The organism is Gordonia sp. 34D (genome assembly GCF_056682775.1).
In genome coordinates this window covers 2876146-2889473 of record NZ_CM155293.1, presented here as the reverse complement: position 1 = coordinate 2889473, position 13328 = coordinate 2876146, and the positions used below count along the sequence as shown (strand labels likewise).

7 protein-coding genes are annotated in these 13328 nt (G+C 64.1%); all 7 read left to right on the top strand.

What is annotated here, in order from left to right; all coding sequences use genetic code 11:
- Positions 1-287 precede the first annotated feature (287 nt).
- Positions 288-1286, top strand: a complete 999-nt coding sequence (locus AC1L34_RS13450) for an alpha/beta hydrolase (protein ID WP_424296598.1) — start codon at positions 288-290, stop codon at positions 1284-1286.
- Between the two features lie 393 nt (positions 1287-1679).
- Entirely contained in the window at positions 1680-3101 is a 1422-nt protein-coding gene (locus AC1L34_RS13445) for an alpha/beta hydrolase-fold protein (protein ID WP_424296609.1), read from the top strand.
- Between the two features lie 137 nt (positions 3102-3238).
- A complete protein-coding gene (locus AC1L34_RS13440; RefSeq protein WP_424296600.1) occupies positions 3239-3802 on the top strand; it encodes a DUF732 domain-containing protein in 564 nt (187 codons plus the stop codon).
- Positions 3796-4776, top strand: a complete 981-nt coding sequence (locus AC1L34_RS13435) for a cutinase family protein (RefSeq protein WP_424321944.1) — start codon at positions 3796-3798, stop codon at positions 4774-4776. Before AC1L34_RS13440 ends, AC1L34_RS13435 begins: the two co-directional genes overlap by 7 nt.
- 143 nt (positions 4777-4919) lie before the next feature.
- Positions 4920-5930, top strand: coding sequence for an LLM class F420-dependent oxidoreductase (locus tag AC1L34_RS13430; protein WP_424296603.1), 1011 nt, complete (start codon positions 4920-4922; stop codon positions 5928-5930).
- A 113-nt stretch (positions 5931-6043) separates the two neighbouring features.
- Positions 6044-7945 (top strand): long-chain-fatty-acid--AMP ligase FadD32, encoded by a 1902-nt coding sequence (gene fadD32, locus AC1L34_RS13425; protein ID WP_424296605.1) that lies wholly within the window; start codon positions 6044-6046, stop codon positions 7943-7945.
- A gap of 87 nt (positions 7946-8032) precedes the next feature.
- Positions 8033-13291 carry a polyketide synthase Pks13 gene (pks13, locus tag AC1L34_RS13420; RefSeq protein ID WP_424321943.1) on the top strand — a complete coding sequence of 1753 codons (5259 nt, stop codon included), beginning with the start codon at positions 8033-8035 and terminating at the stop codon, positions 13289-13291.
- Positions 13292-13328 lie beyond the last annotated feature (37 nt).

Sequence of the window (13328 nt, the reverse complement as noted above, 5' to 3'; positions counted from 1 at the left end):
ATATCGAAACGGTAACGTCCCTCATCGGTCGAGCGATAGTCATGGCGTGGTCGAAAGCGGAGGCATCTGGTGTCTCTAGCGCGACCTGCCGTGTATGGCCAGTACCGACACTGTGATTAGAGTCACAGCGTTTGGTGCGGGTTGGCGAGTCGAATAGGCTCGCACTATCGAGTTGCAGGTGTGACGTGAGTGACGAAGGTTGCCACGTCCGTCCATCGCAACCGTAATGCGCCAGCCTGAGGGCTGGGTATGAACTTTGGAAGCAAATGTTAGGGAGACAGCAGTCAATGCGCGAAGCTAAGAGCAAACCGCACGCTGGCCATCGGCGGTTCACAGCGGTCCTCGTCGCAGTGCTCACTGCCATGGGCCTGATGGGAACCGCACTGGGTGCGGGTCCGTCGAGTGGTGCCGCATACGCGGGCTTCACGATCGACGCCTGTGGAATGCCGACCAACGGTGCCTTCGGCAACAAGTCGATGAAGCCCGGTGTCGTCAGGGTTCAGGCATGGCGTAAGCCGGGTAACTCCCGCACCGTCATCCTGCTGGACGGCATGCGCGCCGGCTACGACCGCAGCGGCTGGGACATCGAGACCAACGCCAAGCGTCTGGCCGACCGGGGCGTCAACGTCGTCATGCCGGTGGGTGGCCCCAACAGCTTCTACACCGACTGGGATGCTCCCTCGAACTTCAACGGTCAGCGCAAGGCCTACAAGTGGGGCTGCGTGATCGATAAGCGCCTCGTGCCCGCACTGCGCTCCAGGGGCTTCGCCAGCAAGGGTGGCAAGTACGCGATCATGGGTCTGTCCATGGGTGGCGGTGCCGCTCTGGTGCACGCCGCGCAGCGTCGCGACCTGTACTACGCAGCCGGCTCGATGTCGGGCTACCTGACCCTGTCGGCACCGGGTATGCGCACCGCACTGCGTATGGCGATGCTCGACGTTGCTCCGGCACCGTGGAACATTGACGCCATGTGGGGACCTCCGTGGAGCCCGCGCTGGACCGCTAACGATCCGATGATGCTCATCAACCGCATGCATGGCCTCAAGGTCTTCGTTGGTTCGGGTAACGGCTTCTTCGGTCGCTACAACTACCCGGGCAACGTCGGCGACGACCTCCTGAAGGGCACCCCGCTGGAGCTGCTCGCCTTCGCTCAGGCCAAGGCCTTCGAGGCGGCGGCATTCCTCCAGGGTGTGCCGGTGATGTCCTACTCGGCCAACGGCACCCACGCGTGGGGCTACTGGCAGGACATGCTGTGGAACGCCTACAGCCGCGGATTCTTCCGCTAGGCCAGATCTAACGAGAGCTGGGCCGCGACATCGCTAACGCGAAGTCGCGGCCCAGCTTTTGTTTTGCCGTCTCACGCCGCAATCCCACCCCCCGATTGCCCCTTTTCTGTCACAAACCGTGGTCGCGCAGCGACCGGACCGTCGCCGATCACCGTGATCGGTGACGGTCTGGTCGAATCGTGACAGAAAAGGGAAACGGGCGAAGCGCGGGAAACGGTGGAAGCGAGAAACATTAGTCACACAATTCACATGCGTCACAGCGTGGCGCGCACAGTTCGGCCCGCTTCCCGTGTAGAAAACAGAACGAGGCGCTCGGTTTTGTGAACGGAGTGCGATAAGCGCAGTCGGGGGACTCGTGAGGAGCAGGCAGTGAAGAAGTGGACGGGCCGGACGATGAATGGCGGGGCGGTGCGCAGACGCCGCGCGGCGAGTATCGCCGTCGCTGTGACAATGGTGGCGGCACTAGTGCCGATGGGCGTAGGTTCGGCGACGGCCGAACCGGCACCCAAGCCGCCGACGCAGCAGGCCCCCGCTAAGCCGAAGCCCAAGCCAAAGCCGAAGGCTGACAAGCCCGCACCGCCAGCACGCCCGGCACCGGCCGCGAAGCCGGCGACGGTCACCAAGACCTTTTGGTACGACGCGCACCGCGTGGCGCTGTGGGTGCGTTCGCCCGCGATGGGCACCGACATCCAGGTGCAATTGCTGCTGGCGCGCGATTGGTTCTCGAACCCTGCCGCCAAGTTCCCGCAGTTGACCATGCTCGACGGCCTCCGCGCGCAGGACGACCAAAACGGTTGGTTGATCAACACCAACGTTGCGCAGTTCTACCAAGATAAGAACGTCAACGTGGTGCTGCCCGTCGGCGGCGAGTCCAGCTTCTACACCGACTGGAAAGAACCCGACCGCGGCAAGAACTACAAGTGGGAAACATTCCTCATTCGGGAACTGCCACCCATCCTGGAAGGTCAGTGGCGGTCGACGAATGTTCGCGCCATCCAGGGCCTGTCCATGGGTGGCACGGCGGCCATGATGCTGGCCGCCCGTAACCCGGGCTTCTACAAGTTCGCGGGATCGTTCTCCGGCATTCTGCAGATGTCGTCGTACGGCATGCCGCAAGCCATTCAGTTCGCCCTGCGCGACGGTGGCGGCTACGACTCATCGAAGATGTTCGGACCGCCGTCTGATCCCGCGTGGAAGGAGCACGACCCCTACTTGCTGGCCGAGAAGCTCAAGGGAACCAGTCTGTACATCTCCTCGGGCAACGGTGTGGTCGGCCCGCACGACAAGCCGTCCGACATTCCACTGCTGGCAACGAACTACTCCGGTGTTGGCCTCGAGGTGCTCTCGCGCGTCACCAGCCAGCAGTTTGCTGCGCAACTGAACAAGCTCGGTATTCCTGGGCAGGCGGTGTACCGCCCGTCGGGTACCCACACCTGGCCGTACTGGCAGTTCGAAATGATGCAGGCGTGGCCGCAGGCCGCCGGAGCCCTCGGCTTGGGCAATGATGCGGTGGCTTGCCAGGTTGGGGATGCCTTCAAGAAGGCTCCGCAGGTTAAGGGGCTGGGCGGCTGCCTGACTCCCGAATACGCCGTTCCCGGTGGCCGGGCGCAAGACTTCCGCAACGGTCGGATCTTCACCGGGCCGAAGGGGCCCAGGGTGGTTGCCGGTGCGATTGGTGGTGCCTATGTGCCCGCCTTCGACCGTCTCGGGCTTCCGACCAGTGACGAGATGACCGGTCGCGACGGCGTCAAATTCAATACCGTCGAACGCGGAAAAATCACGTGGACTCCCCAGGGTGGCGCTCGCGTCGAATGACGTGGGTCACCGCCAGCGGGTCTACCGCGGCCCGCTGGCGGGGTTATCTGAATTTCCTCTGAGGGTTTACCGTGTCTTCGCAGGTAAAGCCCTTTGCGGGACCGAACTAGGCCGAAAGCGACGGTAGGCTGTCAGACATGACTGTCAAGTACATGCGCATCGCCGCTGCGGCCGGTGCACTCGCTGTTGCAGTGGGGACATTGACCGCGTGCAACGACTCGTCGACGGCGAGCGCGCCGATCGGCACCGCACCAGTCACCACCACCACGATGCCGGGATCGAATCCTTCCTCGGCGTCGGCAGAGGTTTCGAAGGCATCGCAGGAAGCATCGCGGGAAGCTGCTGCTGGCGCGTCGAAGGCTTCGGTCTCGCCGCCCGATACCGCGCCCAATAACTCGACGTCGGTCCCGAAGAATTTCCCCGGTGGCGCGCCGCCGCCCAGTGGCATCAAGCTGAGCGACAAGGACAAGGCTTACCTCGCAGATTTGAAGCGACAGAACGTCTCGTTCATGGGCGACACGGACAACAATGTCGCGCTGACCATGGGGCACTACGTGTGCGACGCGCAAGCGCAGAAAGCCGACCCCATGCTGGTTAAGGCCTATGTGCGGGCAGCGATCGGCCCCATGACCAAGACCGAGGCGGAAGCGAACGATAAGTCCGCGAAGGTAATCACCGCGGCAGAGAAGAATCTGTGCTGAGAAAGCGTAAGTGGGGCAAGCTGCTGCTGATTGTGCTGGCGCTCGGCCTGGTTGCGCTTCTTCTCATTGGCTTTCTCATCTTCCAATGGCTTAAGCCGACCCCCGCGCCCCCAGGCCTCGGTCCGGAAACTACGACCACCGCGCCACCGAGCCGGCCCAATGCGCAACCGGCCGACTGCCCGGATGTGTTGACGCTGGTGTTCCCCGGTACCTGGGAGTCAAGTCCCAACGACGACCCGTATGCGCCGCATGCGAACAAGAATTCGTTGATGCTGAAAGTGTCGTCGCAGCTGCAGGAGAAGTTCCCGCGTTCGCGCACCGAGGTTTACACGGTGCCGTACAAGGCGCAGTTCCGTAATCCCACCAATCTCGCGGATCGGCAGGCCGACTACAACGACTCGCGGAAGCAAGGCACGGCCCGCGGGTCGATCAAGCTGAAGAAGACCTACGAGCACTGCCCGCTGACCCGGTACCTTCTGTTGGGCTTCTCGCAGGGTGCCGTCATCGCTGGCGACCTCGCCAGCAATATGGCGAATGACCGCGGCCCCATCCCGGCGGCCGACCAAGATTTGATCATCGGAGTCGGGCTCATTGCCGACGGCCGACGCGAACCTGGCCAGGAGTCCGACGTCATGCCCAGTCCTCCCGGTGTGGGGGCCGAAATCGCTCTCGCGGGGTTCGGCAGCCTGGTTCCCGGAATCCGCATGTCCGGTCCCCGGGTGGGCGGCTTCGCCGAGATCTCCAACCGCGTCCGGTCGATCTGTGCCCCAGGTGACCTGATCTGCGATTCTCCGACGATCCGGGATCCGCTGAAGGCCATCGGCCAATTGGCCAATGCGGCAGGCAATCCCGTGCACGCCATGTACGCAACACCGCGCTATTGGAAGACCAAGGGCGGCCGGACAGCCGTTCAGTGGATGACTGATTGGGCGTCGACAACAATCAAGGGTGCTCCCCATCCCGCTCACAATTAGCGGTGGTCGTGGGCAGGTGTCGACCGCGGCACAGTTGCGTCGTATCGCTGCCGCTGAGCTTGGGGAACACGGCCGCCTGAGATAACCTTCTCGGGTTGGGGCCCGCTACGCGGCGGCCGCAGACCATTGAGGAGAGATACTTCGTGACGACTGCCCAAGACTCGTCGACGCATAACGTTGACGGACTTCGGAAGTTCCGCTTCGGTGCGGGCGGCGAAGGCAATAAAGACGAGGGTGGCGCCCGTAAATTCGTCAAGCTCGCCCAAACTGCCGAAGAATACGGATACGACACTTTCGCGATCCCGGATCACCTGGGCAACCAGGTGGGGCCGCTCGCGGCGCTCGGTGCCCTGTCTCAGGCCACCAGCACGATTCGCCTGGCGACGTCGGTGCTCGCAAACGGTTTCCGGCATCCGGCGCTGCTGGCGAAGGAAGCCACCACCATCGACGTGCTGTCGAAGGGTCGGCTTGAACTAGGCATCGGCGCTGGCTGGATGAAAGAAGAGTTCGACAAGGCCGGTATCGAATTCGGTACCCCCGGCGAACGCATCCGCAAGCTCGACGAAGCGTTGACCATCCTCGACCAACTGATGCGCGGCCAGACGGTCGACTTCGACGGCGAGTTCTACACCATCAAGGGCCTGGAAGGTTCCCCCCGTCCGCGGCAGGGACCTCGCCCGCCAATCGCCGTTGGCGGCGGTGGCCCCAAAATGCTTGCGCTGGCCGCAAAGCACGCAGACATTATCTCCGTGGCCACCGGCACCACCGTCGATGGCCGACTGCGACTGTCGGACATGACAATGGAAAAGACCATTGAGCGCGTCGACCGGATTCGACAGGCCGCAGGCGACCGGTTCGACGAAATCGAACTGAACTGGACCATCGCGACCATCGTCATCACCGACGACCGTGTCGCGACCGCCGAGATGGCGTTGAAGGCACTGGAAAGCGGATACCCGCCCAACATTGCCCGCGATGTGGAGCTGACGGTCGACGACATTTTGTCGTCCCCGTACCTGGCGTTCGGTAGCTTTGAGGAAATCGCTGATCAGATCCGTGAGGTTCGTCGGCAGACCACCATGAGTTACGTCGGGATCTTCCCGACACAGATGGACGCCTTTGCGCCCGTCATCCCGCTTCTGCGGGGAGAGTAAACTAATCGAGGTTTTCGTACGTTCGGGGGGACGACACGGGCGTGTCGGAAAAGGAACGCGTGCGGAAGTAGTGACGCAGACCGTGCAGAGAGTGCGGATACAGGAGTTTTTGGATGCTGAATACCGAGTTCGAGCAGTTCCTTGACGAGACCGGCAATCTTCGCTTTAGCGAGGACGCAACGCTGGTCGACTACGTCGAGCGCAACGTGCGTGAGCAGGCGGATACCCTCGCCTACCGGTTTCTTGATTTCAGCCGCGAACGCGACGGCGAACGTATCGACCTGACCTGGTCGCAGTTCGGCAAGCGCTTGCGCGCTGTCGCGGCTCGCCTGCAGCAGGTGACCAAGCCGGGCGACCGCGTCGCTATCTTGGCGCCGCAGTCGCTGGAGTACGTGATCGGCTTCTTCGCGTCGCTGTACGCCAGCAACATTGCGGTGCCGCTGTTCAGCCCCGACGAGCCCGGCCACACCGACCGGTTGATCGCCGTCCTGGCCGACTGCCAGCCCGCCGCGATCCTGACGTCGACCAAGTCGGCCGAAGCCGTCCGCGACTTCTTCGCTGATCGTCCCGCCAAGGACCGCCCGCGCGTTATCGCCGTCGACGCCGTCCCGGACTCGGTTGGATCGAGCTGGGTTCCGCCCGTCGCCGACTACAACAACCTCCACTCGGTTGCCTACCTGCAGTACACCTCGGGTTCGACCCGTGTGCCCGCCGGCGTCGAGATCACCTACGAGGCGGTCGCCGCGAACTGCCTGCAGATTTACGACACGATTGAAATCGACCGCAATGCTCGCGGCGTCACCTGGTTGCCGATGTTCCACGACATGGGTTTGCTGACGGTGATCCTCCCGGCGCTCGGCGGCCGCTACGTCACCATCATGAGCCCGCTCGCCTTTGTCCGCCGCCCCGGTCGTTGGATCCGCGAACTCGCCGCGGACGACGACCATGCGCCGACCTACGCCGCCGCCCCCAACTTCGCTTACGAGCACGCTGCTCTCCGCGGCCTGCCGCGCGAAGGCGAAGACCTCGACCTGTCGAACGTCATCGGCCTGATCAACGGTTCCGAGCCGGTCACGGTGAGCTCGATGCGCAAGTTCAACGAGGCATTCGGCCCGTACGGGCTGTCGCCGAAGGCCATCAAGCCCTGCTATGGCATGGCCGAAGCCACGCTGTTCGTGTCGGCCACCCAGCGCGACAACGAAGCACTCGTCAACTATGTCGACCGTGACCGGTTGAACGCTGGCGAATTTGTGCCCGTTGATCCCGAAGCCGAGGGCGCTGTTGCCCAGGTTTCGTGCGGTCAGGTCGCACTGAGCCAGTGGGCCGCCATCGTCGACCCAGAGACCGGTGCTGAGATGCCCGACGGTCGCGTCGGCGAGATCTGGCTCAACGGCCTGAACATCGGCGAAGGCTACTGGAACAAGGACGAAGAGACTGCCGAAACGTTCCACAACGTCATCTCCAAGCCGCTCGATGAGGGCAGCCACACCATCGGTGCCAGCAAGCCGGACCGGTGGATGCGCACCGGCGACTTCGGTGTCTGGTACGAGAACGAGTTGTACATCACCGGTCGCGTCAAGGACCTGGTGATCGTCGACGGCCGCAATCACTACCCGCAGGACCTCGAGTACAGCGCGCAGGAGTCGAGCACGGCCCTGCGTCCGGGCTTCGTCGCAGCGTTTGCGGTGCCCGCCAACCAGCTCCCGAAGGAAGTTTTCGAGAGCGGTCACAGCGGTTTGAGCTACGACCCCGACGACGCTTCTGAGCAGTTGGTGATCGTTGCTGAGCGCGGCTCGGGTCGCAAAACCGACGCTCAGGAGGTCGCCGATACGGTGCGCGCCGCCGTCGCCGGCCGCCACGGTGTCATGGTTCGGGACCTGCTGTTGGCTCCCGCTGGATCGATCCCGCGCACGTCAAGCGGCAAAATTGCCCGACGCGCCACCAAGGCTGCCTACATTGATGGCACCTTGCGCGGTGGGTACCAGCAGACGGCGTTCCCCGACGCGGGCGCATGAACATAGCAGTGAGCCCGGTACGTCACGAGGTGGCGTACCGGGCTCGTTTGCTAATAACAAGTAACGCGATCGGTAGGCTGGTTAGTAATGTCTGAAATTGAGAACAACGGTTCAAACGGCGAGACCGTCGGCGACCTCACGGTGGAAGATTTGCGCGACTGGCTGCGCAATTGGGTCTCGAAGGCGACGGGCGTGCCCGCCGACCAGATTTCCGATGACCGTCCGATGGAAGAATTTGGGCTGTCGTCCCGCGATGCGGTGGCCTTGGCTGCCGACGTTGAGGACTACAGCGGCGTCGTCCTGACCGCCACCGCCGCGTACAACCACCCGACTATCGGTTCGCTCGCCAAGCGCATCATCGAGGGTGACCCCGACGAAGGCCTGGACGCCGACGACGACCGTTTCTGGGAGCGGGAGCGCTCGGCAGACAACGACATCGCCATCGTCGGCCTCGCGACCCGCTTCCCGGCTTCCGGCGACACCCCGGAATCTACGTGGGAGACGCTGATCACCGGCGTCGACGGCATCTCCGATTTGCCGGACGACCGCTGGCTCGAGTTCAAGGCCGACCCGCGCATCGCCGAAGCCATCGAGAACGGCAACGTGCATGGCGGCTACCTTGATGACGTCAAGGGATTCGACGCCGACTTCTTCCAAATGAGCCCGCGCGAAGTTGAGAACGTCGACCCGCAGCAGCGGCTCGCGCTGGAACTGACGTGGGAAGCCCTCGAGCACGCCCACATTCCGCCAAGCGATCTGCGAGGTGGCCAGGTCGGTGTCTTCATGGGCACGTCAACCAACGACTACCAGATGCTCGCGACCCTCGGCCTCAGTGAAGGCGCGTCGGAAACGGCGGCCTACGCGCTGACCGGTACGGCGACGTCGATCATCGCCAACCGAGTGTCGTACTTCTTCGACTTCCACGGCCCGTCACTCGCGATCGACACCGCGTGCTCGTCGTCGCTGGTTGCCGTGCACGAGGGTGTTCGCAGCCTCCGCAACGGCGATTCCGATGTGGTTATTGCCGGCGGCGTCAACATGCTGCTGACTCCGGCCGCCACGTTGGGCTTCGACCAAATCGGCGCGCAAGCCGAGGACGGTCGCATCAAGGCTTTCTCGTCCGACGCCAACGGCATGATCCGTGCCGAGGGTGGCGGCGTATTTGTTCTCAAGCGGATGGCCGACGCCCGCCGCGACGGTGACACGGTCCTCGCCGTGGTGGCGGGTTCGGCGGTGAACTCCGACGGTCGCTCGAACGGCATCTTTGCCCCCAACCCCGAAGCTCAGGTCCAGGTGCTGCGTTCGGCTTACGCCGACGCCGCCATTGACCCGCGCACGGTGGACTACGTGGAAGCCCACGGCACGGGCACCGTCCTCGGCGACCCCATCGAGGCCGATGCGCTCGGCCGCGTGGTTGGCCGCGGTCGTCGCCCGGAAGCCCCGATGCTGCTCGGTTCGGCCAAAACCAACTTCGGCCACATGGAGTCCGCAGCCGGTGCCGGTGCGCTCGCCAAGGTGGTGCTGTCGATGCAGCACGACCGTCTGCCTGCGTCGCTGAACTATGTCGGACCCAATCCGTACATTCAGTTCGAGGCCACCAACCTGCGCGTCATCACCGAGGCCACCGATTGGCCTCGTTACTCGGGTCATGCCATCTCGGGTGTTTCCGGATTCGGCTTCGGCGGCACCAACGCGCACCTCGTCATCCGCGAGGCACTGCCGTCCGACTTTGTGGAGCCGTCAGCGGCCGAGGCCGTCGAGCCGGTCGCCGTCCATACCGGCGACGACTACGACGATGACGACGAGTACTTGACCGAGGCCGAGCGTGCCGTCCTGGCCGCGCAGGCCAGCAAGGTGCCGGCCGAGGTGGTAGCCGCCGAGGTCGATCCCGCAGCGGGATTTGCCCCCGCCGCCGTCGAAGGTGCCGTGGTGCCGCTGGTGATCTCCGGATTCCTCGCCTCGCGGCGCCGCAAGGCCGCCGCAGATCTGCTGGAGTGGCTCGAGTCCGACGAAGGTCAGGCCACTCCGCTCGTGGAGATCGGTCGCGCCCTGGCACATCGCAACCACGGTCGTACCCGGTCGGTCGTCATGGCCCGCACTATGGAAGATGCCGTCAAGGGTGTCCGTGCCGTCGCCGAGGGCAAGGCACTGCCGTTCGTTTACACCTGCGATGCGCCGGATGCCGCATCGGCCGCGTGGCTCCTGTCGGGCTTCGGTTCGCAGCACCGCAAGATGGCCAAGCAGCTGTACCTGGAGAACCCGGTCTTCGCCAAGCACGCCGATCGCGTCGACGCGATTATTCAGCGCGAACTCGGCTACTCGATGGTCGATATCTTCCTCGACGACGAGAAAACCTACGAGATCGAGACCGCCCAGATCGGCATTTACACGATCCAGGTGGCGCTCGCCGACACCATGCGCCACTTCGGTGCCGAGCCGGGTGTGCTGGTTCCGCACTCGATGGGTGAGGCCTCGGCGGCCTACATCAGCGGTGGTCTGTCGCTGGAAGACGCCACCCGCGTGATCTGCCAGCGTTCCCGCCTGATGGGCGAGGGCGAAGCCATGCTGACCGGCGATGCCGTCCGTTACATGGCCCTCGTCGAATACAGCGCCGACGACATCACCGGCGTCCTCACTGATTTCCCGGATCTGGAAATCTGCGTCTACGCGGCACCGACACACACCGTCATCGGCGGACCCGTCGACCAGGTCGACGCGATCGTCGCGCGCGCGGAAGCCGACGGCAAACTCGGTCGCAAGCTGCAGACCAAGGGCGCTAGCCATACGTCGCAGATGGATCCGCTGCTCGGCGAACTCTCGTACGAGATCACCGGTATCGAACCGCAAAAGCTCAAGTACGGCGTCTACAGTTCGGTGGACCGCGAGACCTACTACCGGCCGGGCACCCCCGACGTCTTCACGATCGATTACTACCTGAAGGGCCTGCGCCACAGCGTGTGGTTCGCGCAGGCCATCGCGAAGTCGGTGGAGGCTGGTCACCGGACGTTCGTTGAACTCTCACCGAACCCGGCAGTGCTGATCTCGGTTGCCGCCACCACCTTCGGTGCTGGCGTGCATAACGCCGAGCTCATCGAGACGCTGCGCCGCAAGGAAGACGAAAGCTACGGCCTCGTCAACGCGCTGATGAAGCTGTACGTGCATGGCCATCCGGTTAACGTCGCGTCGCTCTTCGGCACCGGCCCGGACCAGCGCTACGCGAACATCCCGCGCACCCGCTTTGAACGCAAGCCGTACTGGATCGATGCGGCTATCGCCAGCGGCACCGGTGCCAGCACAGTCCCCGGCTCGCACGTTGGGCTGCCCGATGGTCGCCACGCCTGGGAAGTGAACATCTCCGCCGTTCGTGACCCGCGCGAACTGGTCCTGGCTGCGGCCAAGCAGATTCTCGGCTCGTCCGCCGCGGTTGCCGCGGTGGAACAGGCCGCCGAGTTCCCGAAGGCCGGCACTGTCACCACCACGTTGACGCGACACCCGGGCGGTGCGGCAATCGCCGTTCACGCTGACGCCGCTGGCAACTACGCACTGCTGTACGAAGCTGCCGTCACCGGCGCTGCCGTGGCACCGGCGCAGACCGCCGTGGCCGCTGCGCCGACAGCCGCCGAGGCGGCAAAGGCTTCCGGGTTCGTCGACGAGAAGGTCATCGTCGAAGACGAGATCGTCGAAGACATCGGCAATCGGTGGGATCCGGAGTCGAGCGAGACCGTCGGTGATCGCCTCGCCGTGATCGTCGGTGAGTCCATGGGGTACGACCCCGAGGACCTCCCTCGTGAAGTTCCGCTGATCGAGCTGGGCTTGGATTCGCTGATGGCGGTCCGCATCAAGAACCGTGTGGAGTATGAGTTCGACATCCCGCAACTCCAGCTGCAGGCCATGCGGCAAGCCAACCTGGCAGATGTGGAAAAGTTTGTTGCGTTCGCCGTGACGCACCGCGACCAGCTCGACGAGCTAGAAGAGATGACCGGCGGCGGCGAACTCGATACCGCGGCGCTGAACGCCTACATCGACGAGGAACTGGCAAAGGATGCGGCAGCGCCCGCACCGGAACCAGTTGCCGCGCCGGTGGTCGAAACTGCACCCGAAACAGCACCTGCACTCGAGCCCAAGCCCGAGCCGGAACCGGAACCCGCACCGACGGCAGCTCCGGCAGCCGCCGCGGCACCGGCCCAGCCGACCGACATGATGGATCAGGCGTCCGTCGCCGAAGCCGCCGGTAGCGATGTGCCGCCGCGCGACGCGGCCGAGCGTCTCACCTACGGCGTGTACGCGGTTGTCACCGGCAAGTCGGCGGGCGGCGTGTTCAACAAGCTTCCCGTCCTCAGCGAGGACGATGCCGAGAAGCTCACCGAACGCCTTAACGAGCGCACCGGTGGTGACCTCGACATCGAAGATGTCCTCGACTCGGAGACCATCGAGGAACTGTCGAACTATGTGCGCCAGCACATGGAGGCCTCGGCCGATGTCGACGGGTTCCTCCGATTCCTGCGCGTCCCGAAGGGTGCCGACGGCAAGCCGAAGCACAGCTTCGACACCACCGCGGGTGACCCGATCCCGATGCTGGTGTTCCACCCCGCCGGTGGCAACACCTCCGCATACGAGGCGCTCCTGAAGCGTCTGCCCGAGGATCAGCCCGTGATCGGCTTCGACCGCGTTGAAGGTTCCATTGAGGAGCGCGTCCGTCAGTACATGCCGCGCCTGCGTGAAGTGCAGCCGCACGGACCGTATGTCCTGGTCGGCTGGTCGCTGGGCGGTGCGCTCGCCTACGGTGCCGCGCAGTTGCTCCGCGCGGAAGGCGACGAGATCGCGTTTGTTGGCCTCATTGACGTCGTCCGTCCCAGCAAGGACGTGCCCGACACCGAAGAGAACAAGCGGGCTCGCCTCGAACGCTGGAAGGCGTTCGCGATCAAGACCTACGGGCTTGACGAAGACGTGCCGATCCCGATGGATCGCCTCGTCGCCGCCGACGACAACGAACAGTTCGCGATCATCGCCGAAATGATGGCGATGTCGGGAACCAAGATCCCCGGCGGCATCATCGAGCACCAGCGGACGTCGTTCCTCGACAACCGTGCGCTCACCGAGATCAATCCGACGTCGTACGACGGCAAGGTGATCCTGTACCGCGCGGACAAAATGCACGACGGCGCTATCGAGCTTGAGCCGCAGTGGGCCGAGATCGACGAGGACGGTCGTTGGGGCGAAGTAGTGGACGATCTTGAGATCATCCACATTGGCGGCGACCACCTGGCCATCGTCGACGAGCCGTACGTTGCGAAGGTCGGAGCCGACCTGACTCGTCGTATGGCCGAAATCAAGACGCAGAAGTGACGGAAAGACTGTAGACGAGTGACTGAAACGACTGCTG